Source organism: Pseudidiomarina aestuarii (genome assembly GCF_003987355.1).
GTDB classification, from domain to species: Bacteria; Pseudomonadota; Gammaproteobacteria; order Enterobacterales; family Alteromonadaceae; genus Pseudidiomarina; species Pseudidiomarina aestuarii.
Window position 1 is genome coordinate 1,610,050 of the sequence record NZ_PIPR01000001.1, and the last position, 24,836, is coordinate 1,634,885.

A 24,836-nucleotide genomic window follows, 5' to 3' on the forward strand; every position below is an offset into this window, starting at 1 on the left:
GAGCTCCTTAAAAGCTGTACTGCCAGTTCAAGCTCAGCGTACGACCACGACCCGCGAAGTTACTGGTATTCGAACCAGCGGTTTGCGCGTAATACGAGAGGTAGAATTCATCCAGCAGGTTCTCGACACCGACCGAGAATAAACCATAATCCATGGTCTCGAAGCTCACTTGGAGATCTAAAGTGTTGTAGCCATCAAAGTTATTAATTGCGGCGGCACCTGTGTAGATATCGCGATCAAACAATTGATTCCACTGTAGGCGTGATGAAACCCAACCATTCCATTGTTGCTCCCAATGCAGGTTTAGACGACGCGGGGCAATATTGCGGCCACCGAGTTGCGTGTCGACCTGTTGGTCACCATCACTATCAAATTCACCGTCAGTGTCAGCATAGTTCAAACCAAAACTGGTGTTTGAACTCGGGCTATAGGTTGCAGCCAATTCATAACCATCAATCTCAGTGCGCTCACGTAAAACTGAGAAAATACCATCTGCATCGGCTTGCAAACGGGCACCTAAATCGGAGTCCGAACGGAAGTAGCTCAAGCTGACCTGTAAAGCTTGGGCACGATACTCAATACCGATCTCTTGGTTGTCGGCAATGACTGGCTGCAAATCGAGAAACGAATCAATCTCTTGATTCGGCGTGCTAATACCACGCAACACGCGTCCAACGTCGGGCATGCTAAAGCCTTCCGAGTAGCTGACAAAGGCACGCCACTCTTGGTTGAAGGCGTATACAGCACCCACATTGGGTAGTAATTCGTTAAATGACGGTTCTCCACCTTTCACAAAAGTGCTGTTGTAGCCTCCAAGTGTAGTGAAATCATCGACCTCCAATTGCCCATATTCGTAACGCAAGCCACCACTTAAGGTCAGAGCACCCTGTTGGTAACGTGCCTGAGCGAATGGCGCCCAGTTATTGAAAGTGGTTTCTGGAACCCATTTGCGGCCGGTTTGGGCAAGCTCTTGGAATGTCGTGTCATTGAGGTAATCCAAACCCGCAGTTACATCTACTGGAGAATCCGCAACATCATTCCAGTTCAAGGTAAAGCGTGAACCGTATTTACGTGAATCATTACGTGACTGATCGAATAAATTTTCACCGAGCGCGGGATCTTGGAATACGCCAAACCGTCCACCGCCATATAAAGCATAGAAGTCTTGCAGGAATAACTGCCAATTTAGAGCTGCACCTAAAACGTCTGCGTTCAGGTAGGTCATTTGTGCTGTCGTGACTTTGTTGGTGGCCGGGTCACCCTCCGAAGCTTGCTCAACCGCAATGGTCGGGATACCTGCCTCACGATCACCAGCAACCGGTGAATAGTCGCCGTTCCCTTCCATATTGAAATGGTTCACCATGAGTTCAACCGATTCGCCTCGCGCAATGTCACGCTTTATTTTAGCGAATACGTCATAGCTTTCTGAATCTTGAGTGTCACCTTGGGTGACGTCGGTTCCAATAAAGTCGCCATTGCCATCCACATACATGCCGGTGCTGCGTAATTGCACGCCGGTCACGACGCTCCAGTCACCCGATGCGCCGCGGAACAAATAGCCGGTGCGATAAGAGAGTCCGTCACCCACCTCACTAGTTGGTGCGGAGAGTCCAGCAGTCACTTCATGAACAGCGCCTTCGGTCGCTGATTTGGTGATGATATTAATGATACCGCCACTTGCACCCATACCTTGAATAGCACTCGCACCATGGATAATTTCGACGCGTTCGATCATCAGCGGGTCAATGGTATAGGCGGCACGCGAGCCGTTTCGTAACGGATTCGATTGTGGCACGCCATCGATCAGGTACAGCGGGTCACGGCCGCGCAAGGTTTCACCCGCACTCGATAATTTTTGTCGAGATGGCGAGAATGATGGCGCCAAATTACCCAGTACATCAGACAATGAATCCGCAACGGCTAGCTGTTGGCGCAGCTCTTCACCATCAATAACTGTCACTGTTGCTGGAATGGCACTCACTTGTTGATTGGTGCGAGTTGCGGTGATTTCGATACGCTCATCAGGCTCAACTGAAGTTGAGTCTTGTGCGTATGAAACGCCAACTAAAGAACTGGTAATTGCTATTGCGGTGAGTGTTCGTTTGAACTGCGTTGCCATCATTCTGAGCGCTCCTACAACGGAATAATTTGAAAGTGCGCTAATGATAACGATTCGCATTTATAGATCAAGTCTAAATGAGAATAATTTTTATTTAGGACTGATTTTTGGATTGTGTTTCCATCCCCCTCGTTTTCTTGGCACACTATCGCATTGAGTGAATCAGCAACTTATCAGTGAAGGAATGAACATGACGTGGCTATCGATATTACCGCCTCTGGTGGCGATTATTGTCGTGTTTTGGCGCAAGGAAGTAATTGTCGCACTCTTACTCGCGGTCTTTACCTCTGAGTTGTTGCTGACCCTGCAGGCGCCTGAGCTCTCGCTTGGTTATGCCTTTATTGCCACACTAGAACGTATTGTCAGCGTATTTGAATCACCGGGAAATACTCGGATTTTGGTATTTAGCTTATTAGTCGGCGCGTTGCTTGCCTATATTCGCGAGTCGGGCGGCGTTGCCGCAATGGTTGAAGGCTTGCTGAAACGCGGTATGGGTAAAACCAAACGCAGTGCCAGTTTGTTGACCGTTTTCACCGGTATTTTTATCTTCATTGAATCGAATTTAAGTGTGTTGACCGCAGGTATTTTATCGCGCGGCCTGTTTGAAAAATTAGGCATGAGCCGCGCTCGATTGGCTTATTTAATTGATAGCACCAGCGCGCCAATTTGTATCTTAATTCTGTTGAATGGTTGGGGGGCATACGTGTTAAGCATGCTCGAGCAACAGGAATTACCGGGTTCATCGGTGGTGACGCTGTGGAGTACTATTCCATTTAACTTCTATGCGCTGGTGACGTTAGTGCTGGTGTTCTATACCGCTATTTCGACGCGGGTTCATGGCCCCATGCGGCGCCTCGAAGCGCAACCGCAGCCCACGCAAGACTTGCCAGAGCATGTGCCAAGCAATAGCAAAGCGCGATACATGGTGGTGCCTCTCGTGGTGATGGTCGGTGGCATGATTGCCTTTATGATTGGTACCGGCGGTGGCGATATTACCCAAGGCGATGGCTCGAAAGCAGTTTTATATGCGACTGCTCTTGCCTGTTTGGTTGCATACCTCATGTTGTTACTCAGTAAACGTGAAACCCATCAAAACTTGGTGAATATTGGATTTAAGGGTATGGGCGAACTGCTGCCGCTGGTGACCATCGTGTTGTTGTCGCTTGCCCTTGGAAGCAGCTTGCGTGAACTGGGGACTGGTGTCTTCTTGGCGGGCTTAGTCGGTGATTATTTGCCACTGGTACTTATTGCGCCGATGCTGTTTGTCGCCGGTGCACTGATTTCTTTTACGACCGGTACTTCATGGGGTACCTTCGCAATCCTAATTCCGATTGCTGCGCCATTGATTATCGCGCTCGATTTACCTGCACCATTACTTCTGGCGGCAGTATTGGGTGGTGGTGTATTCGGCGACCATTGTTCACCGATATCGGACACGACCGCGGTATCATCGCTCGCATCCGGCTGTGATTTGTTAGAGCACGTACAAACGCAATTACCTTACGCATTGGTTGGCGGCGGTATCACCATTGTGCTCTATGTTATCGCTAGTTTCGTGATGATTGGGTAAATGAAACATGCTAATCGTTACTAGCCATTAGCTACTGGCGAAAGCCAAGACTAAAACAAAGACGCAAGTAACAAATAACAAGTAACGAGTAACTGTTCGCGACAGCGAACACATGGGAAAGACATGGGGAACGGGATTCATTTTCGCGCAACACGAGCAGAGATCGATCGTGATGCATTCGCGCATAACGCTCAACTCATCCGCGATAGCGCAGCCGGAGCCAAAGTGCTGGGTGTGATCAAAGCCGATGGGTATGGGCATGGAGTTATTAGCACCGCGAATGCTATTGCAGCTCATGTGGATGCCTTTGCCGTAGCTTTTATTGACGAGGCGTTGCAGCTTCGTGAAGCGGGTTTTAGTTTACCGATTGTTCTACTCGAGGGCTGTTTATCTGCCGCCGAGCTCCCCATTTGTGCGCACCATAATCTACAACCGGTGGTGCATGAGCCTTCTCAGTTAGATGCGATACTCACGTCGCGACTGGTGCGTCCGCTTGCCGTGTGGCTGAAAGTCGACACCGGGATGCATCGCCTTGGCTGGCATCCGCAAGACGTTGCGCGGGTGTATCGCGAGCTTGAAGCCAGCCCCAATGTCGGCGCGATTACGTTGATGTCTCATTACGCGAATTCCGGTGATAGTGAGCATCCACTGACCCAACGGCAAAATGATTTATTTAGTGCTGTATGTGCAGAGACGGCAATTACTGAATCTTTAAGTATTGCCAATTCAGCCGCCCTTTTGAGCTCGTCGAAAGACTTCAGTACGCTCGATGGTCATTGGGTTCGTACTGGCTTAACCCTGTATGGGGTTGCACCGAGAACACCGGATCAAAACATCAAAATACCACTACGTCCGGTTATGCGTTTGGTTGCCCCGGTTATTGCTGTTCGGGAAATTCCAGTGGGCGACAGCGTCGGGTACGGCAGTCGTTGGCAGGCCAAACGCAAGAGCCGTATCGCGACCGTAGCCATTGGGTACGCGGATGGTTATCCCCGCCATTGCCCTGATGGCACACCGGTATATGTTCATGGAACTGAAGTGCCGCTCATAGGTACAGTATCGATGGATATGATCACCATCGATATAACCGATTTGGACGCGGTTCAAGTGGGAGATGAAGTTGAGCTATGGGGACCGAATCTACCAGTCGACCGCATTGCTGAGGCCGCTGGCACTATTAGTTATGAGTTGTTCTGCCGGGTATCGGCGCGGGTACCGCGAGTTGAAATTTAGTCACCGCTGGTGTCTGACTTATCCCGCGTCAATTTATCCAAGTAACCCATGGCAAAAGCCGAGCCGACAAAGGTCAGGTGCATAATGACGTACCATTTGATCTTGTCGTCAGCTAAGTTTTCAGCGTTCATGAAGACTTTCAGCAAATGAATGGACGAAATAGCCACAATAGAGGCGGCTACCTTATTCTTCAAACCGCCGGAATCGATTTTACCTAGCCAAGCCAGTTTCTCGGTATTGCCGTTGATATTCAGCGTCGAGACGAAATTTTCGTAACCACTCAGCATCACCATCACCAGCAAACCACCCACCAAAGCAATGTCGATGAGCGTCAGGACCATGAGAATTAAATCGACTTCCGGTGTACTGAGAATCAGCGGAAACGCATGCACCAATTCTTGAAAAAACTTAATTGCGAGCAATAGCACAGCTAAACTCAGCCCCAAATAAATGGGTGCAAGCAGCCAGCGTAAGCTATACATCAAATTTTCAAAAAAGCGTTCCATGATTCTCCTCATTCGTTCGCTACTGCGGCCAGAATAGCTGCATGATACCAAGCAACACCGCATAGCGACCAGCTTTACTGACAAAAACTAAAATGAGAAATTGCCAGAATCTCAAGCGCAACATGCCCGCAATGAAGGTCAATGGATCGCCCAAAAACGGTGTCCAAGCCAGTAACAGCGACCATTTACCATAGCGCTCAAACCACCAATGGCCTTTTTCTAGGGTATTAGCTTTGAAGGGAAACCAGCGTCGATCTTGAAACTGCAGCAGGTATCGTCCCAGCACGTAATTGATTACGGAACCTAGTGTGTTGCCCGCGGAGGCGACTACCCATAACCACCACAGGTTATAACCCTGCTGCTGAGCAGCCACGACCAGTATTTCTGACTGCACGGGCAGGATTGTCGCTGCCAGCAATGCAGTCAGAAAAATGCTCAGATACATGGCGAGAGCTTATTCACCATCCGCTGACTTGAGATAGCGCTTAAACCACGCCACCGTATAGTCCACTTTTGCATTGATGCGTGAAGGTCGCGCCGTGACGCCATGGTAGGCGTCCGGAATTCGTACCATCACAGTTGGAACCTGGCGAATTTTCAAAGCCTGATAAAACTGTTCGGTTTCCGCTATAGGTGTACGGCGATCTTTTTCACCGGTGAACATCAGTACCGGCGTCTTCACATTCCCGACTCGCGACAATGGCGAACGAGCCCAGTAATGATTCGGGTCTTCCCACGGCAATGCCGGGAACTGGTTGGTGATTTGGCCAATCGAGCTATCGGCTGTCAGCGTTTTGCTTACCCAGTTGATAACTGGATTCGTGGCTGCCGCCGCATTAAACCGATCGGTGGTTCCCACTGCAAATGCGGTTGCGATACCGCCGGCAGAACCACCTGCAATAAAGAGGTTATTGGGATCTGCGACACCTTTCTCAATCAATGCATCAAGGCCCGACAAATGGTCAGCTAAATCGTTGTCAGACGAATAAAAGCCATCCAGCAACATCGCGAAATCTTTGCCATAGGAAGTACTGCCGCGGTAATTGTTATAGAACACGACAAAGCCTTCCGCCGCATAACGCTGATGTTCGGCGCTGAAAAATGGACCATAAGCTAAATGCGGGCCACCATGAATTTCGACCATGGTTGGATAGGCCTTACTGGGGTCGTAGTTGGGCGGGGTTAAATACCAGCCGTGAATTTCAGTACCGTCAAAGCTTGATGAATAAGTAAATTCATTTAATTGAGCCAAGTCGCGATGGCCCAGTACATCCTCGTTCAGTGCAGTCAAAACACGTTTGCGTTTTGCTTCATCACGCTGCTTGAGGTTATAAACTGCCACATCGGCTGGTCTGGACTCACTGCCGTAGGTAAACGCAATGACATCAGAATCAGCCGCTGCGGAGAACATCCCAAATAAATATGGACGACTGATGCTGGTTCCACCGATTTTATCGGTCAAATCAGTGCGACGATCATTCAATGTCACTGTGGCTAATTTGTAGCGTCCACGGTCCGCATATTGCACTGCAAGTGTCTTATTATCGAGCCACTGTGGGCTCTCAATAGAGCGATCCAAGTCAGCTTGCAACGATTGAATAGTGCCATTGCCCAGGTTCATGACCTGAAGCTTGGCGTTATGATACGGCTCGGGTGCACTTGAGCGACTCAAAAAAGCGAGCTGAGAGCCATCTGGCGAGAGGCTAGCCGAATATTCGCCACCCGGTTGATTAGTGAGCTGAGTCAGTTTCAGCGACTGGGTGTTGACCTGCCACAAGTCTTGCTCACCGGTTTGATATTCCCAGCTTTCCGCACGGGTTGCGCCGAAAATAATGTGCTGATTGTCGCGCCAGACTAAAGGACCACCGTGATCAAACGCACCTGCTGTTAGCTGTCGAGCAGTACCGCCATCACTTGGAACCACAAATACTTGGCGATACGCCGATGGCACAACGCCTTGCCCATCGCGCTGATAGAAAGTTCGCTCAACTACAACTGGCGCAGGCGCCCATTTTGCGTCTTTGGGCTTGGTGGCAGACTTCACGGATTTGGCGAAATCGGTTTTGGGTGCAGGCTCATTCATCATAAACGCGAGCTGCTTGCCATTCGGCGACCAACTTAAATTACCTGGGCTTTGCTGCACGCTGGTCACTGCTGTTAGCTTTTGCTGCGCCAACCAATACACATGAATTTGATTTTTACCGGCTCGATTGGAAGTAAAAGCCAGTCGGGTGCCATCCGGTGACCAAGTTGGATTGCCATATTGATACTGATCGGCAAACAACGGCGTATGCGCACCCGTCTCGACATCAATCAGCCACAATTCGTTGCGGGTACCGTCGGTCATAATGTCGTAATGAGATCTCACATAAACCACATGCTGACCATTAGGGCTGACCTGCACATTATTCGCCCACTCCAACGCAAACACGTCCTCGGCGCTAAGCGTCGGCTTAACCTCGGGGATGGTCGCGGTATCTGTGGTGTCACTAAGCGTGTCAGCTAACGCGGTGGCACTGAGTCCGAGACTCAGCAACGCGGCACCAATCAATATGTATTTCTGCATGCGGTATCCTTTTAAAGATGAAAGCGTCATTGGCTATTAGTTACTAGCTACTCGCAAACACAGATCTCTGTTTCCGAGTAACCAGTAACCGATAACTAGTAGCTGGTTGCCATCAGATTAACAGTGCTTGTGTGGTGTGCAATACATTTCCGACCAAGCACTATGAGACATCGACAAATGGATTGTTTATTTTCTGTAAATTCCGTATGCTGCTTTCTGTTTACTGCCATTTACGGGTGAAGCAGACGTCTGATGTTGCATCTTCCGACTCTCATTGCCGTCAGTATCGTCATGAACATACTGCTCGGAATCCTGATGTTGGTAATCTTTCGATTACGCCAGCAACAACGTTGTTTTGTCTATTGGTCAGTCGCTTGTTTTGTCTTCGCCGCTGCAGCTATTACTGCAAGTCTTCGCGCTTTTATTGATGCCCCACTACTGACCGTTTACTGCGCGGATCTACTGATTATTTTGGCGCCGCTACTCGCCATAGCAGGGCTGCGAGAATACCTGCATTACACACGTAGTTTCGTGTATTTACGAGCACTCTGGGCCTGTTGCGCAATATTGCTCGCTCCATTACATACCCAGCCGCTTCTCGCTCAACTTGTCACCTCTATCGTACTCGCAGGAGCTTTCGGTTATGCAACCTTATTGCTGGTTCGAGTACCAACGCGCTCGCCGTTACCTAAACTGGTACTCGCGCTGCTTTTTGGTGCTCATGCTCTGATCATGATCATACAGTCGAGTATACTTTTTACCTCGTTCCGCGAGGGTCCGATGCCTAGCTTCGCACCTTTGCTTGAATGGATACTGGTGAATCACCTATTGCTTACCACCGCCACTGCGATGGTGTTCCCATTGCTCGTCTTTGTGAGTAATGAAAATCGACTGACTCAATTAGCGAACTACGATGACCTCACCAAGCTGTTTAATCGACGTGCATTCTACCAACAGGCTGAAGATTACTTTGCTGCAAGTGAACTCGATGAGCAGGACTTTAGCGCTTTAATGCTCGACCTCGATCATTTCAAAGGAATCAATGATCAGTATGGTCATGCTGCAGGAGACGCCTGCTTGCGCTGGGTGGCTCGCCAAATTCGTTCACAGCTTCGTGAACAAGATGTCGCTGCGCGGGTGGGTGGTGAAGAATTCGCTATAGCACTGCCGCAAACCGATGAAAGAGCTGCAATCGCAATCGCTGACCGGTTGCTAGAAGCCATTGGTGGCGAACCTTTTGAATACCAAAGCCAACCAATACATTTGACCGTCAGTATTGGGGTCATTCATCGCAAATCTCGGCACGAGGCCTTGCAAGCTTTACTGATCGACGCCGATACTGCTCTTTATACCGCGAAAAAACAGGGGCGCAACCAAGTCGTGCTCGCCTCTTAACGGAGGTTTCTATGCGTCAATTCTCTTTTATGGTCAGTTTCTTTCTGGTATCCATTCTCTTTCTTACTGGTTGTCAAAACGACAAGGCTGCGGCTTCTGATGTCGTTGCCGACACGGTCATACGTAATGTACACATTGTGGACGTTTCAGGAACTTCTCCGAAAATCGGAGAAGATCGCACTATATTCATCGAAAATGACCGTATTTCCGCAGTTTTGCCGGCTGACGCTGCGACTCCTGTTGGCGCAACCGTGATTGATGGCGCTGGTGGCTATGTGGTTGCAGGTTTTGCTGAGATGCATGGGCATGTGCCACCTGCCAGTAGCTTTGGACAGTTACCTGAGCGTTATCTTGAAGACGTGTTGTTCCTCTATGTTGCTAATGGTGTCACGACCGTGCGCGGCATGTTGGGCTACCCGCACCAATTGGATCTCAAAGCATCTATCGCCGCTGGCGAGATGGTCGGTCCAACCCTGTACTTGGCTGGACCTAGCTTCAACGGCAATTCGATTGAGTCGCCCGAAGCGGCCACCCAACGCGTGATTGACCAGCGCGACGAAGGTTGGGATTTGCTCAAAGTGCATCCCGGATTGACGTTAGCCGAGTATCAAGCGATGGCGCGCACCGCCCGCGACGCGGACATGGAATTTGGTGGCCATGTACCCAGCGAAGTCGGCCTCGCGAACGCTCTGAATGAAGGGCAACGCACAATTGATCACTTAGATGGATACTTAGAATTCGTCGATGCCATGAACCGTCCCATTACCACAGAAGAACTGCAGCAACTGGTCGACATGAGTCTCGCCGCTGATGTCGCCGTGGTTCCAACGCAAGCGCTGTGGGCTACCCTCATTGGCGCTGGCAACTCTGAAGAATTGCTAGCCTACCCTGAGTTGGCTTATGTTCCGCAGCAAGTCAGTGATGGTTGGCGAGGCTTTCTCGAAAATCCGTCGACGTCCTACTTCAATGAATCCACTGCTGCCGTGCAACACGCTAATCGTCAGCAACTACTAAAAGCATTGTACGACGGTGGTGTTGATATTATTTTCGGCACCGATGCGCCACAGCTCTTTAGTGTGCCCGGATTCTCTATGCATCATGAAATTCGCTTTATGCAAGACGCAGGAATTCCAGCTGATGCGATTATTCGCTCCGCCACCGTTGCCGCCGGCGAATATTTTGTCGAGAAAGACTCCTTTGGCTTGATTGCAGCCGGACAACGTGCCGACTTTATGATTGTAAATGGCAATCCACTCGAGGACATGACTCGACTGAGCGACACGCAGGGTGTAATGGTTCGCGGGCAATGGCTCTCACGAGCCGCTATTGACTCCCGCCTCGCAGAGATAAAAGGAGCTAATGGCTACTAGCTACTGGTTACTCGTTGGTCGTTAGTCGTTAGTCGTTAGTCGAAGCCTGCAATATTTATCGACCAACGACCAACGACCAACGAAAAACGAATTGCTAGTAACTAATAACTAATAGCCAGTAACTAATAGCTATTAGTTAAAGTATGGCGAGCATTAGAAATGGTCTCGGTCATTCACTGAACATTTCGTGACCAGAGGCGTATAGTAAATACACCCATTGCTGTTCGAGGTGTTTATGCTTACGCTCGTCGCAACTAGTGCTATCACTAGCGGTTTTATCCAAGACCCAACCGCCTTGCTGTTGGCACGCTTTCAGTTTGCTTTCACCGTCGCTTTTCACATTATTTTTCCTGCATTTACGATTGGTCTTGCCAGCTATCTAGCAGTACTTGAAGGTCTTTACCTGAAGACACGCAATCCGGTTTACCAAAAGCTCTTTCGCTATTGGGTGAAGATCTTTGCAGTTGCATTCGGGATGGGGGTCGTTTCTGGCATCGTCATGAGCTACCAGTTTGGTACCAATTGGTCGGTGTTTTCAGACAAAGCAGGACCTGTCATTGGCCCCTTGATGGGCTACGAAGTCTTGACCGCCTTCTTCCTCGAGGCGGGTTTCCTCGGCGTTATGCTGTTTGGGATGAACAAAGTCGGCGAAAAGCTCCACTTTTTTGCAACTTTGATGGTCGCTATTGGTACCGCCATCAGTGCTTTCTGGATTTTGTCGGTCAATAGTTGGATGCAAACGCCAACTGGTTTTGCCATGAATGACGTCGGCCAATTTGTGGTCGTGGATTGGTTTGAAGTTGTGTTTAATCCGTCGTTCCCTTATCGATTAGCGCATATGCTACTAGCAGCGTATTTGACCACGGCCTTTGTGGTCGGGGCTGTTGCTGCTTGGCATTTACTGAAAGATAAAACCAATGCGGGTGCCCGCAAAATGTTCTCCATGGCAATGTGGATGGCATTGATCGTCGCTCCGTTGCAAGTGTTCGTAGGTGATTTGCATGGTTTGAATACACAAGAGCATCAACCTGCCAAAGTGGCCGCTATGGAGGGTCATTTCGAGACCCAGCGCCAAGCGCCACTGTACCTATTTGGAATACCGAATGAGGACACAGCGAGCGTCGACTACGCAGTGAAAATTCCGGGGCTTGCGAGCTTTATTCTCAAGCACGATTTTGACGCCGAAGTCACTGGCCTAGATGCTTTCCCACGGGATGAGTGGCCGCCAGTTGCCATTGTGTTCTGGGCGTTCCGAGTCATGGTCGGGATTGGTCTGTTGATGGTATTGATTGGCGTGTGGTCAGGCATTCAGCGCTGGCGTGGCAAGCTTTATGACTCGCCGTTATTGCATCGCGCCGCTCTGTTCATGGGACCGATGGGCTTTGTGGCCGTAGTTGCCGGTTGGATAGTCACCGAAGTGGGCCGTCAACCTTGGGTGGTGTATGGGCTGTTACGTACCGCCGATGCCGCCTCACCGATTGCATTGGAAGGCATTGCAGGCAGTCTGCTGGCATTTATTGTGGTTTATTTCCTCGTGTTTGGTGCGGGAACCTTCTACATCATTCGCAAAATGGCGGGCTCTCCGGACCATGTGAATATTCCAGACTACGCCAAGCGCCAGCATGCCATGGCAGTCGAGCGGATGTTCTACGACGACGATGACCAGTCGCTGGCTAAAGGGGAGGATAAGTAATGGATTACGCACTGATTTGGGCCATTTTAATCGCTGTTGCGGTGTTTGCGTACGTGGCATTGGACGGCTTTGACCTTGGTGTTGCGCTGCTCTTCCCTTGGTTTAAGAAAGAGCAAGACCGCGACATTATGATGAACACCGTCGCGCCGGTATGGGACGGCAATGAAACCTGGCTCGTACTCGGTGGCGGTGGCTTGTTGGCAGTATTCCCGCTTGCTTACGCCGTGTTGATGCCTGCCTTATATATGCCGGTCATCGCTATGCTGTTGGGACTGATTTTCCGCGGGGTCGCGTTCGAGTTTCGCTTCAAAACCAAGCGCGCGAAGCCCATTTGGGATATCTCCTTTATTGTCGGCTCGCTGGTTGCCGCCTTAAGCCAAGGCATTATGCTGGGCGCTATGCTGCAGGGGATTGAGGTGGAAGGTCGCGCTTATGCCGGTGGCTGGTTTGATTGGCTTACGCCGTTCAGCATTTTCTGCGGATTGGCGGTCGTGGTGGGCTACGCCTTGTTAGGTGCGAGCTGGCTGGTGATGAAAACGACTGGTGACTTACAAACTCGCAGCTACGCACTGGCGCGCAAGGCGGCCTTGCTCTTGGTTGCAGCAATTGCGGCGGTGAGTTTGTATCTGCCTTGGCACGATCCCGCCATTGCCGATCGCTGGTTTAGCTTCCCTGCCTCGGTATGGTTGTGGGTATTGCCGATAGTTCTGGCCGGTGTGACTTTCGGTTTGTTGCGCTCGCTGTTTAAGCAACAAGAGGGCCGTCCTTATTTGTGGGCATTGGGACTATTTCTGCTCTCATTTGCCGGCTTCGCGGTGAGTATTTTCCCATACTTGGTGCCCTTCGAAATCACCATTTGGGAGGCGGCAGCACCAGATAACAGCTTGAAGTTCTTATTAGTAGGGGCGGTCGTCTTGATTCCGATTATATTTGCCTACACGGGCTACACCTACTGGGTGTTCCGCGGCAAGGTTGACGCTGATAGTGGTTACCATGACTAAGGGTGATTCTAAGTGGCGTCAGTTGGCGTGGTTTATTGGCTTATGGGCCGCCGGCGTGATCGTGATCACGCTGGTCGGCCTCGCCATTCGTGCGGTAATTCTGTAAAAGGTTAGTCGGCGCTGGTGGCTGCGTCGTACTGCTTCACCCACTCCGTGAGTAAGCGCACGCCGTAACCATTGCCGCCTGCTGGATGAATGCCTTTGGCGCTCTCGCTGTAGGCATTGCCCGCCATATCGATATGCACCCATGGCGTATCTTGCGCAAAATGCTGAAGGAAGCGCGCGCCTGCTTGCGCACCTGGGCTACCGGTATTTTTGATGTCCGCTAACCAACTATCAATAATGCCGTCATAGGGCCCTAATGGCAGTTGCCAGACGTGTTCCGCAGTTTCATCACCGGCGGCTTTGATGGCGTTAAGTATGGTCTCATCCGGAGTGAAAACTGCTGAGTATTCTGTGCCGAGCGCGCCCACTTTTGAGCCGGTCAGCGTCGCGATATCAGCAATCGCGCGGGCACTGAGTTTCTCCCGTGCATACCAAATGCCATCCGCGAGAATCAAACGACCTTCAGCATCGGTGCTGGTCACCTCAATGCGGGTACCGTCACCGGCAATCAATACATCGCCTGGCAAGGTTGCTGAGCCAGAAATTAGGTTGTGCGATAACGGCACTACACCAGCCACGTTTACGTCAGCTTTTTGTCCTGCCAATGCCATCACGGCACCAATAACCGCAGCACCGCCGGCTTTGTCCGTCTGCATACGCAGAATCGAGCCACCACTGGTCTTGAGGTTGTAGCCACCGGTATCAAACGTGTTGCCTTTACCGACCAAAGCGATCGGGGCTTCATCGTTGCCGGCACCTTGCCACTCGAGAATCAACATATGTGCTTTATGCTGACTGCCTTGGCTGACGCCATACAACGAGCCCATACCCAGTTCTTTCACTTGCTCTGGCGTAAGAATGGTTGCCTTGATGCCGTAAGGTTCAGCAGCAGCCTTTGCGAGTTCCGCAATAGCTTTCGGATAGCCGTCGCTGCCGGGTAGGTTAATAATGTCACGGGCGACAAACACACCATGTGCAAGCGGTTGCGTTTGCGCGTAGGCTTGCTCGGTCGCTTTGGCGTCAGTCACCTGCCACGTCACGGCGTAGTTTGGGCGAGGTTTTGGCTCTTTCTTATAGCGGTCAAAGCGGTAGTTACGTAAATCCATGCCGTGTGCAATATGCGCGACTTGTTGTGCATCTAAGCCATTGGCATTTAGCACCACCGTTGTCATTTTGTCACTCAATTTAGCGGCGATAGTCGCGCCCAACTCTTCGGCTTTCGTAGCTTCAATTTCAGTGCCGGTACCCATTAACCATAAGCGCTTGGCGTCTAGCCCCGCCGGTGCAATCAGTTCAACCACTTGGCCTGACTTCCCAGTAAACTCGGCGACATCGGCAACACGGCTGACCTGATTCCGCGCATCCGTTGAGAACCGTGATGGCAGTTGCAGGGTCTCTGCTTCGGGCACGAATACTACCATCACATCTGGGTTGGTAGGCGCTTGTTCCGCAAAACTGATGGTCGTTTGCAGATAGTCTTGCCACGCTGACGCTGCTTTGGCGGGCGCAGTAGCGAGCATGCTCAGCGTTAGAATCGACGCTGTCAGTAACGTTGTGATGGCTTTCACGTAAGAACCCCTCTTGTGGATAATCAAAAACTTGCACCACAAGATGCCTGAACGACCTGAATTAGACAAGTCGATGTGGCGGGCTTTATCGCATGGTTGGGGCGTTATGTCGCGTGTTGCTGTTCACGGCCGCGATTCAGTACCTGTGCTTCCTCGGCCGACTTGGTCATTGTCGCATCGGTGTAGCGAAGCAGATGTAGCTCGCCATCCGCACTTTCCAAAATAGCTGTACAATTCTCAACCCAGTCACCGGTGTTCACGTAGAGTTTACCGTCCGTTTTCGTAATTTCAGGACGGTGGATATGACCGCAGATAATGCCGTCTAGCTTACGTTTCGTCGCTTCACGAACCGCTGCCGTCCGATAGTGGCCAATCACCTGCTCCACTTTACCCACTTGGCTTTTCACATATGCCGCTAATGACCAATAGTTGTGACCGAATTTCTTACGCAGCTTATGGGTTTGCCGATTCAGAAACATCACTACATCGTAAAGGTGATCACCAATCAAACTCAGCCATTGGCTATGGCAAGTTTCGGCGTCAAAGGCGTCACCATGCATAACCAATAGACGTTGATTCTTCGCGGTGGTGTGGATGGCTTGCTTCTGAATGCGAATGCTGGCCACATCCGGATGCCGATACTTGCGCATCACCTCATCATGGTTGCCTGGTATGTAGATAACCTCGACACCCTGCTTCGCCATTTTCAGCAATTGCTGCAACACCTGATGGTGTTCAGCCGGCCAAAACATCTGCTTTTTCATCGCCCAGAAATCGACAATGTCGCCGACCAAATACAGCCGCTCGACTTCGATTCGTTTCAGGAGGTGGAGAAGAAACTCGGCCTTGCAATCCTTCGAGCCGAGATGAACATCAGAAATAAACAATGTACGCGCTTGCAGACGAGCTTGGGGCATAACCTTCTCCCGCTGTGGGTTTCGTCTATGTTCCGCGTTCAATGTGAAATTGCCTTGACCACTTGATGAAGTTTTTGCGACAGCGGTGATGGGCTTTTATGGCTGGACATTGCGCCTGATTTTCCCTAGAATTCCCGCCTGCTCATCAGCAGCCCCACAACACGCACCCGTAGCTCAGCTGGATAGAGCGCTGCCCTCCGGAGGCAGAGGTCGCAGGTTCGACTCCTGCCGGGTGCGCCATATTTAACGAGACCTCCCACGATATAGCCAGATTTATATTTTGTATGACCCGACGAGCGGAAGGAAGCTTGTCGCGCCTAAGACTTAGCTTGAGCAAAATTATATAACCGGCAATTACAAGAGTTTACCTAACAATTATCTCCGTTAAACCTGAATGCCCTTTACCATCTGAATAAAGATTATTTAAGTCAGTTTGGGGATCTGCAATCCAGCGCCCATCTACAATAAATTTGTATAAATACCTACCTTGAGGCAATTTAATCCTTGCTTCCCAACCACCTTCACCTCTTTTCAGTGGAATACCAAACATATCCCAATTATTGAAGTCACCAACTACATAAACTTCATTAACCTCAGTATATCCACGAAGAGTGAAATTAACGTTTCCTGTCAGTGGAGGATAGTTATACTTGTGCTTTAACGTTGAGAAATCTTTAGCCTTATCCCCAAGTTTAATTAGAATCGTCTGAAGCAACTCCTGATTGTAAATGGAGTTTTGGAGGAGTTCCGGTGAGAGCACATCGTAATTTGTATGATGGGTTAGATGTATATACTTTTCTGGATCCTGAATAAATTGAAAAGCAGGTATTCCCATATGCTCAAAAAGTATATGCTCCGTCTGATCAACGCTCTGCTCTGTGACGACAAAACCCTTCGGAATATCGTTGCTAATGGCCTTAAAAATTTCAGCTGCCTGTTTATTGCCATTTGTATATATTCCCCTGATCTTTCCTGCTCCATTGTCCAAGTTCAAATATAGAGCGATATTTAGTTGCTTTTCAGCTTTACTTTTCCCAAATAATTGCCCTATATGCCGTTCGACAAATGACTTACTACCTTCAAACCCAACTTCATGTCCTCCCCAAAATGCCAATATTATTGGTTGCCGCAAGTCAGCATTATTTCTATTTAATGTTATTGCTAAGTTCATTAAACTGATAACGCTTAAACCATTGTCTGTGGCTCCCTGCCCAACAGACCAGCTATCTAAATGAGCGCCGACAAGAATCGCGGGTTCTTGCTTGTACTTAGCCTGTTTAGGATCAATCCGGACCAACAAAGAGTAATTAGGCTCAATCTCCAAATTGGCCTTTTCAGATTTACTCGATAAATTGGCAGTTAGCATTTTTCCCTGCTCTATATCACTTTTCATAAGGGCGAAATGAGAATGAGGGACTACTAAGACAGGTAAACGCTTAAAGCTACTATCGTCAGGAAGCGCTACAAAATTACTTTCATCAACTCGAATAACGTCGCCATTAATGTTAGAGGACTGAATAAGAGCAACAATCCCTAGCGATTTAGCCAGTTTCTGAAAGCGTTCAAATTCTTCTCTGGCTTCGCGTCTGAGACGTAGTACAGATCTCAACGAGCGTCTAGAGTGATAACCAATCAACCTATTATTAGGATCGGTGTTTAAAGCAGCTAGAGCGAGAGTTTCGTTCGTTAGTTTCCCTTCCCCCTCAACTTGAGGGTACTTTTGCTCTCTGTGTGTGTTTGCTAATAAAACAATCGATCCATGTAGCTTTTCAGAGAGTTCGACGCTGGGTTGGTCAAGTTGACTAGCACTGTCTAGGACGTAAAACTTTTCATGGTTTAGTAAATGAAAATTAGGTGTATATGGGTACGGCTCTACTGGAACGGTGTTTCCTTTAAACGTTAAATATGTTTCGCCCTTTTCCCAATTACCCAATTTGGTGGTAAAGGACTCAACCCAGTATCCTTCAATCCCCTCAGCCTCAAAGCACTGCTTTATGAAATCCAGTGAATTATAATAATTTTCAGACCCATGAAAGCGATGTCCAATTGAAAAAAATAATTCCTCTTTGCAGGCTAAGCTAGTTTCAACGGCATAGGACTGAGCCGTCGAAATAATCGTTAACAGCATAGCGACTATACCAATACGTGACCTCATTATACTCTTCTCCATTGGAATATTTTCAGACTAAGGAATTAGCAATTCAGTTAGCTATCATCTCAACTACTGGGTATACGTAAAATTAAAGATATCTGAAGATAATTGAATCCTTCATCATCCAATTTCGATTTGTAATCCTTCCAAAAGTCGCAGTAGTTATAAGTAGAAAATTCCGTTTAACTCAAACTAATGCCTATATTGAACGATTTAATCGAGCAATACGGCATGAATGGCTCGATTTACACCTAGTTGAAAGCGTCGAAGATTTACTAGAAGTTGCCACTCAATCGCTTTGGCTTTGGCTTTGTAACAAACAACGGTTTAACGCGGCCATCGGAGGCATTCTGCCAACACAATTAGCACAGCCGGTCATGAGTTCTACGAATAGATGCTACTTAATATGGGGGAGACAATGACAAATTTATCAATGTCGTCTATCTGTTATCGGCGATGAAGGTTTCTAAAGAATTCTAAAGAACTTTGTACTTCGTCTTTAACTGGGGTTAAGTTTTGCAATACTATCTACACAAACTTGGCCCGGTTATGAACAGTGAACAAAATGGATGGTTTATCAATAGAAGCAGATTCAACTGAGGTAGTGGAGTGCAGATCCGCAGGTCTGGTCGTTGATATCCAAATGCAAAAGGTCACGTTCGCGGGCCGCACTTTGGCCATCAGGGGGTTAACCTACAAGTTACTCATTGAATTCTTACTCTCAGAGCGAAGAGTCTTGAGCACATCCGAACTAGCTGAGCGTGTCTGGAAAAAAAGTTATGTGAGTGATGAGACTATAGCGCAAAGAATATCATTACTTCGAAAATCCCTTTCCCCAATGGGGTCAGACCTAATTGAATCAGTAAGAAGCGAAGGATATCGATGGCTCGCACCGGTAGAGCTAAATTGTGAGCCCGCGGCTGCGAAAGCTTCATTATCGAGTATCCATTCAGAGCGCAAAAGACTATTCGTTGTATTTGCCACTCTCACCATACTAGTAGCGTTATTTGTTTGGTTTGTTAAATCGAATACACCTCAGGAATCTCAACATAACGTATTGAATGAACATCCACTCTTACTTCAAAAAGCATTTGAGTTCGCCGAACAAAATAATGCAACCAGCAATACTATTGCGACCGATTTATTCACGGAATTTCTTACCAAAGAGCCCGATAATATAGATGCGCATATTGGACTCGCAACAGCTTATATAGAGCGATTTGTTAAGTTTCAAGGTGAAGAGCTATTCCTCGATTTTGCTGCAGAGCTCATTGATAAGCTGGTTGAGATGGAAGCTCCCGAATGGCAAATCTCGAGACTAAAGGCTTATTATCACGATGCCAAAGGAGAGATTGACCAAGCGATTTTTTACTATGAAAAATCGCTGGAACAAAACGAGGAAGAAGTGCATCAAATCGCAGCATCATTAGCATATCTTTATGTACGAAAAGGTAGATTATATGAGAGCTTACAGCTGAACCTTACAGTACTCGATGCGCAGCAAGGCTATACAGTTTTGCAGATCGCAGAAATCCTTTATTTATCTCAGTCAAATGAACTGTCAAAACGTTGGGTCCAATTAGCCTATAAGTTAGCTCCAAACGACGCATTTGTTGTCACGCAATATGCTAAAGACTTTCATGCTAGGGGGAGTCGAGAAGAGGCTTACTTAGCTCTTGAAAAATTGCATAGCTTTAATTTGGGGACAGCTTTTAGTTACACCACCCTGGCTGAATTAGCGATCAAAGACGAACGATGGGAATTGGCGGACCACTCGCTTCAAATAGCGAGAAACCTTGATCAAGATTATTTTTATTCTCAAACACTTCATTATTGGTTGTTCAAAAAAGGTTATGCAGAAGATACTGTTCCTCTACCGCCACTAAAAAATAGCGGTAATGTATGGCCAAATTGGTATATCGCCAGAAGTGTTGCAGAAATTGCTGATACAGATTACGTTGCTGCCAAAAGATCGATAGCTTCAGCTATCTCTGAGGGCTATCTTGATTATGATTATCTAAAGCTAATGCCTGTCTTTTCTCCATTAATTGGCGACCCTGACTTCGAGTCTTTAGTCAATCAAATGATACGCTCTGTAAGCACAGAGCGTATCAAAATTAACACGTCGACATTACCTGACCCTAATTTAATAGAGCAGGCAATATAGCAGTTGAGAGAATCGCATGTGTTTGTTGATGCATGTAGCGAGTATTATAGGCTGTCGCCGTAATGACAGCTGTTGCATTTAATTCGGGAATAACAAACAGGTAGTTTCCACCATTGCCAGCCGCAGCATGTGTCTCTATTACTCGACCATCAATCTCAAACGGAAAGTGCCACCACGTAAGTCCGTAAGTCGCATTCATTTCCGGCATTGATACTGAGTATGATTGAAGGCTCTTCTCAATCCAATCGGATTCAATAATTTGCTTTCCGGACCATGATCCGTTGTTTAACACTAGCTGCCCGATCTTAATTAAATCTCTAGGCTTTATTTTCAAGCCTCCCCCTCCTTGAGTAATGCCTTCCTCGTTATAAAGCCATGAACTCTCTGTGATTCCCAACGGTTGGAATAGAGCAGTATTTGTGTAAGTAGAGAATTTTTCCCCCGTAACCACCTCAATAGCGGCTGCGGATACTGATATACCCGCGGTGCAGTAAGCAAAATCTCTTCCATACGGTTGTTCGTCCATTGGAACCTCCCATGGTGGGTTTGCTCGGGCAGGAAGGCTCAAGAAAAAGCTTACCCAATCTCTGGTTAGATACATTTTTTCCTCATGACCGTCTGAGAGGTTGTTCATATCGTCACACTCAAGAGGGTTCGTCATCGACAATAGATCGAAAAAAGTCATTTCGTCTTTATGTGTACTCGGATTTAGTACGGTTGCGTTGTCGAAAATCGGTAAGACTCTTGCAAATTCAGACTCGAAATAACCATCCGAGATAGCTTTACCAAACATTAATCCTGTCAGCGATTTACTTAACGAACGAACATCATGGAGATCATTAGCTAGAGTTCCGTTGTAATAATTCTCATATACAAGCTCATTATCTCGCATCACTAGAACACTACTCAGTTGTTGTGGTTGTAGCATGTCAATCGCAGCACTTATATTATCCAAACTATTGGCATTGGCGGCACCGCATACGATCAATGAACAAACCGTCATACACATCACTTTAACTTTCATTGGAATACCTTATTGGTTAGTGGTTTCAACCCAATTCTTCTTCAATGAAAGAGATTTGTCCTTTAAATAAAGATAATGATTTATGAAGAAGTCTCACTTACATTAAGTTCAGAAAACTTCATCTTTATTTAATGGAAAAATAGTCAAGAAAGACTCAGCCTCAGATAGTCATCTCAAGCTAAGAGTCCTAAAAATGATCATTAAAGAGTCCTGTAAACTTTTTCTATTCGTAAGCCTCCTGACGAGCTGTTCAATAGTCAGTGATTCCACATATTGTGAGAACTTATTGAAGCAATCACATCCGGGCACTCCTTTCGATTATTCGATTTCCTGGATCAATTCCGATTCAGAGGTTTCATCTTGTTACTCTACTGGAGCTGACGAACAAGCTACTTTTGAAGCAGCCTCACTGAGCAAATTAGTATTTGCCACCATCGTTATTAAATTGATCGAAGAGGAGCATCTAAACCTCGATGATCAAATAATCAAACTCTTCAGCCCAGCCGAACTACCACCACGTTATAATTCTATTTACTCTCATCCGTATTTCGAGCTTCTAACCGTTCGAAATATTCTAAATCATAGTTCAGGATTGCCTAACTGGCGCGACGGTGAATTGGATTTTAGGGCAAAGCCAGGAGAGACATTTTCATATTCTGGTGAAGCTTATGAATTATTGCAGTTCATCGTAGAAAACTACTCGGGAAAAGAACTTGAAGAATTAGCTGCCGATTATATTTTTCGACCGTTAGGTCTAAAACATACGAGCTTTACATCCCATTCGGTAACCCCCATCTCCGGCATGAACGTAATCGGCTATGATCTACCCTCTTCATTTTATACTCAAGGATCCGCCGCATATTCACTTTTGACTACCTCCTCAGAATATCTAAAATTTTTGAGAGCCCTTATTGCGGGAACTATAATTTCGGTTGAATCGTTGAACCAAATGATTACCGTTCAAAATCAAGAGTTTGATGGAAGTATTTCTATAGGATGGGGACTCGGGTTGATGATTGACAATACAGTGAGTCCGGTGTTTGTTTCTCATACAGGATCAAATCCTGGATTTCGAGCTCTAGCGCTAGTTGCGGGAAATAATTCCTCCGGCTTGGTCTATCTATCAAACTCCGAAAATGGAAGTGCTCTAGATCAACATCTAACTCATCGCCTTACATCTCTGCCTATTGAAAGCAATCTCTTTGCATGGCTCGAGTGTAATCAATGCGGAGAAAAATCAGAGTTTATCAAAGCAATCAAAGATCAATCTTTCATAGATCATGAAAGCTTACCTCTCGAAGAACAAGCCAATATTGCTCATATGTTTGCGGAGTTTGGAGAGCACGATCTTGCGGTTAACTTATTTGATGCATTAGGTGAAAAAGGTTTATCTAAAATTGAAGTTCTATATGGAAAGTCAATTGCTCATCTAAGAATTGGCGAATTTGAACTCGCGAAAAGCTATCTAGAGCAAGTATTAAACATCAACCCGAATGCCGAAAATGCGAGAAAAATACATGAAGGTCTGATCCAGCCGAATAATGACAATCTTATCGAAATCTCCCTCGATGGATATAAAGATGCTAGGTCGGTATTCTTAAGAGCAGACCTGAACAATTGGCATCGCTTCTCGTTACCACTAAGAAGAACAGACAAAGGATGGAGTGTATTAATCACACCAACGTCGAATGAGATAAGATATTACTTTCAGGTCGATAACGAGAGAGTTGTTCCATGTTCTCCTTGCGCCAAGGAGTTTTACTTCGGTAAGCAAGTCGCCGTTCTGTATTTGAGGAGGTGATTTTTTCCTCCACCTGGGGCTAAGACATCGATAAACATTAAGTCTCTGTTGATAAAGATGAACACGCAATCAAAACTCTCAATATGAAAGGAACCGCTATCGACGAACGACTCTTGCAAGTTTCAGTTATCGAGTATCGAAAAAGCTAACAAGTAGCCGGCTTATCTCTAAAAGCAGTTTTCTTGTGCGCTTTGGATTAATTTTTTCTCTCCATCAGGTTTGAAACAGCTGGTTTGAAGAGACGTCCAACTCGGTAAACTCCCTTGCTCAATGAAGTTTTTAAGCTGCTCTAAATTAGCAGGCGCTAGGTGAGGTTTCACTGATGCCAAAAATCGCTCCAAGGTAAAGGCTTGATTCCACGTTCCATCGGCTAACCAGGTCTTAATAAGTGACTCAAGGTTTGTAGAGCGGAGGCTATGATCCAGATAAAACGCCACTAAATGCCCTCGTTGATAAGGAAGCATTTGATGGTCAAAGTCGCTCCAGAATTTCTCTGCTATATCTTCGTTGCTCGCATTCTTTGCTGGGTTTTCAATGAGTGCTGTAAATGCTTCATTCATGACCGTCACATATTGCTCCTGCGACAGAATTTCGGCATGCACTAAAACTTTATTTGTCAGATAGTTGGTGAACCCTTCTGTGAACCATGCTAATTCTCCAACAGGGGTACTGAGCTCTGGAGAAATGCGACTTCCAATCCATACATGCATCATTTCATGTGCCAGTAGATTCACGATTGGACTGCCATTAGGTTCATTCAATTCAAATATCGTCGATGGATTGAGGAACAATGCAAAGTTATTATGCAGCAGTGTCCCACTAAACATATAGCCTTCACTCATTGCTTGTCCTGCTGAAATTGCACTGACCCAGTAGAACGGAAAATCGTAGTCACCAAAAAAATCACGCTCAGCCTGTGTTATCGACGCAGCGAGATCTGCTAAAAGCGCGATATTAAAATTCCAATCCAAGCCCTCGTCGGGCCTCCGTTGTAATGTGATGTACAGGGGCTGCCCAGCGACTTCTCTTTGCTCAATTTGAATATCCCCCATAACAAAAAGTGCGCCTCGCAGTTCGCTCATACTAACTGAATCTTTTTTGAAATCATTAGCGCCGACAAAAGAGTTGAAAGCGGCGGTATGCGAATGAGGCAGCCATGTGAACTTGAGTGAAAAATCTTGTTTGTAATGACTCGGTAGTAATAACGCCGAGTGGCCAATCAGGTGAATCATTTCTGCAGAAACCAACGGACGAAAGTAGGCTTGGCCTTCCCCCTCCCGCTGCAGGCTATTAGATGCTATCTGGTATTGAAAGCTGATGGTGGCGTTTGGATCGTGATCTACCAACCACCCATCATCGCCATCCTGATTTAGCTCGATAATCGACCCGTCCAAATAACTAGCCTGAACGCCCCGCAGATGATCAGAGAGGTTTTCTAAACCCGCCCAGCGACTAAACTCCAACTCTGTGGTTCCGTCAGCATCGCCTTGAAAGGTGATATTAACTAATGCGCTGCCACTATGCGGTTCAGTACCAATTTGAAGTTCTAAATGCTGCTGATGAGTGGTCGCTGCTGCAAAGGATGAAGCAGTAAGTAGAAACCAAACAAAAAAATATCTCATAACGAAGTTCCAAACGATTTTTGAAAT

The 24,836-nt window shown here is 47.4% G+C and carries 17 protein-coding genes, 1 tRNA gene and 1 pseudogene; 10 read left to right on the plus strand and 9 right to left on the minus strand.

Annotation, left to right across the window (positions count from 1 at the left end; translation table 11 throughout):
* Positions 1-7 precede the first annotated feature (7 nt).
* On the minus strand, positions 8-2,122 hold the full coding sequence (locus tag CWE22_RS07370) for a TonB-dependent receptor (RefSeq protein ID WP_244595975.1): 2,115 nt from the start codon (positions 2,120-2,122) through the stop codon (positions 8-10).
* A gap of 187 nt (positions 2,123-2,309) precedes the next feature.
* On the opposite strand from CWE22_RS07370, the gene CWE22_RS07375 reads away from it, so the two are divergent.
* Both CWE22_RS07375 and alr read left to right on the plus strand, forming a co-directional pair.
* Entirely contained in the window at positions 2,310-3,689 is a 1,380-nt protein-coding gene (locus CWE22_RS07375; RefSeq protein ID WP_169930685.1) for a Na+/H+ antiporter NhaC family protein, read from the plus strand.
* Positions 3,690-3,812: 123 nt separating this feature from the next.
* On the plus strand, positions 3,813-4,922 hold the full coding sequence (gene alr / locus CWE22_RS07380; RefSeq protein ID WP_244595976.1) for an alanine racemase: 1,110 nt from the start codon (positions 3,813-3,815) through the stop codon (positions 4,920-4,922).
* On the opposite strand, the gene CWE22_RS07385 is transcribed toward alr, so the two are convergent.
* From CWE22_RS07385 to CWE22_RS07395, 3 genes are read right to left on the minus strand one after another with little or no spacing between them, the layout of a single operon-like run.
* Positions 4,919-5,428, minus strand: coding sequence for a TIGR00645 family protein (locus CWE22_RS07385; protein WP_169930686.1), 510 nt, complete (start codon positions 5,426-5,428; stop codon positions 4,919-4,921). The two genes, alr and CWE22_RS07385, sit on opposite strands and share 4 nt — an antisense overlap.
* Before the next feature lie 19 nt (positions 5,429-5,447).
* Entirely contained in the window at positions 5,448-5,873 is a 426-nt protein-coding gene (locus tag CWE22_RS07390) for a YqaA family protein (RefSeq protein ID WP_169930687.1), read from the minus strand.
* 9 nt (positions 5,874-5,882) lie between these two features.
* Positions 5,883-7,994 carry a S9 family peptidase gene (locus CWE22_RS07395; protein ID WP_169930688.1) on the minus strand — a complete coding sequence of 704 codons (2,112 nt, stop codon included), beginning with the start codon at positions 7,992-7,994 and terminating at the stop codon, positions 5,883-5,885.
* Between the two features lie 252 nt (positions 7,995-8,246).
* Here CWE22_RS07395 and CWE22_RS07400 point away from each other — a divergent pair, with 252 nt between their 5' ends.
* From CWE22_RS07400 to cydB, 4 genes are all read left to right on the plus strand, one after another.
* Positions 8,247-9,389 carry a GGDEF domain-containing protein gene (locus tag CWE22_RS07400; protein WP_169930689.1) on the plus strand — a complete coding sequence of 381 codons (1,143 nt, stop codon included), beginning with the start codon at positions 8,247-8,249 and terminating at the stop codon, positions 9,387-9,389.
* Between the two features lie 11 nt (positions 9,390-9,400).
* On the plus strand, positions 9,401-10,759 hold the full coding sequence (locus CWE22_RS07405) for an amidohydrolase family protein (protein WP_244595977.1): 1,359 nt from the start codon (positions 9,401-9,403) through the stop codon (positions 10,757-10,759).
* Positions 10,760-10,994: 235 nt separating this feature from the next.
* A complete protein-coding gene (locus tag CWE22_RS07410; RefSeq protein ID WP_169930690.1) occupies positions 10,995-12,452 on the plus strand; it encodes a cytochrome ubiquinol oxidase subunit I in 1,458 nt (485 codons plus the stop codon).
* The gene (gene cydB / locus CWE22_RS07415) at positions 12,452-13,453 is read left to right on the plus strand and encodes a cytochrome d ubiquinol oxidase subunit II (protein ID WP_169930691.1); all 1,002 of its coding nucleotides are present in this window, start codon (positions 12,452-12,454) and stop codon (positions 13,451-13,453) included. Before CWE22_RS07410 ends, cydB begins: the two co-directional genes overlap by 1 nt.
* 110 nt (positions 13,454-13,563) lie before the next feature.
* Here cydB and CWE22_RS07420 read toward each other — a convergent pair whose 3' ends face one another.
* Positions 13,564-15,126, minus strand: coding sequence for a leucyl aminopeptidase family protein (locus tag CWE22_RS07420; RefSeq protein ID WP_244595978.1), 1,563 nt, complete (start codon positions 15,124-15,126; stop codon positions 13,564-13,566).
* A gap of 104 nt (positions 15,127-15,230) precedes the next feature.
* Positions 15,231-16,043 (minus strand): UDP-2,3-diacylglucosamine diphosphatase, encoded by an 813-nt coding sequence (locus CWE22_RS07425; RefSeq protein ID WP_169930692.1) that lies wholly within the window; start codon positions 16,041-16,043, stop codon positions 15,231-15,233.
* 163 nt (positions 16,044-16,206) lie between these two features.
* On the opposite strand from CWE22_RS07425, the gene CWE22_RS07430 reads away from it, so the two are divergent.
* Positions 16,207-16,283 (plus strand) — tRNA-Arg (locus tag CWE22_RS07430).
* Positions 16,284-16,407: 124 nt separating this feature from the next.
* Here the strand turns inward: CWE22_RS07430 and CWE22_RS12085 are convergent.
* On the minus strand, positions 16,408-18,198 hold the full coding sequence (locus tag CWE22_RS12085; protein ID WP_211618630.1) for a M28 family peptidase: 1,791 nt from the start codon (positions 18,196-18,198) through the stop codon (positions 16,408-16,410).
* Between the two features lie 191 nt (positions 18,199-18,389).
* Between CWE22_RS12085 and CWE22_RS12180 the strand changes: the two are divergent.
* Positions 18,390-18,617: pseudogene (locus CWE22_RS12180) on the plus strand (integrase core domain-containing protein); the annotation flags it as partial.
* A 143-nt stretch (positions 18,618-18,760) separates the two neighbouring features.
* Positions 18,761-20,362 carry a winged helix-turn-helix domain-containing protein gene (locus CWE22_RS07445; RefSeq protein ID WP_169930693.1) on the plus strand — a complete coding sequence of 534 codons (1,602 nt, stop codon included), beginning with the start codon at positions 18,761-18,763 and terminating at the stop codon, positions 20,360-20,362.
* Here the strand turns inward: CWE22_RS07445 and CWE22_RS07450 are convergent.
* Entirely contained in the window at positions 20,337-21,386 is a 1,050-nt protein-coding gene (locus tag CWE22_RS07450) for a serine hydrolase domain-containing protein (RefSeq protein ID WP_169930694.1), read from the minus strand. The two genes, CWE22_RS07445 and CWE22_RS07450, sit on opposite strands and share 26 nt — an antisense overlap.
* Before the next feature lie 286 nt (positions 21,387-21,672).
* On the opposite strand from CWE22_RS07450, the gene CWE22_RS07455 reads away from it, so the two are divergent.
* Positions 21,673-23,187 (plus strand): serine hydrolase, encoded by a 1,515-nt coding sequence (locus tag CWE22_RS07455; protein ID WP_169930695.1) that lies wholly within the window; start codon positions 21,673-21,675, stop codon positions 23,185-23,187.
* 167 nt (positions 23,188-23,354) lie between these two features.
* On the opposite strand, the gene CWE22_RS07460 is transcribed toward CWE22_RS07455, so the two are convergent.
* Positions 23,355-24,809, minus strand: a complete 1,455-nt coding sequence (locus CWE22_RS07460; RefSeq protein ID WP_169930696.1) for a M61 family metallopeptidase — start codon at positions 24,807-24,809, stop codon at positions 23,355-23,357.
* Between the last annotated feature and the right edge of the window lie 27 nt (positions 24,810-24,836).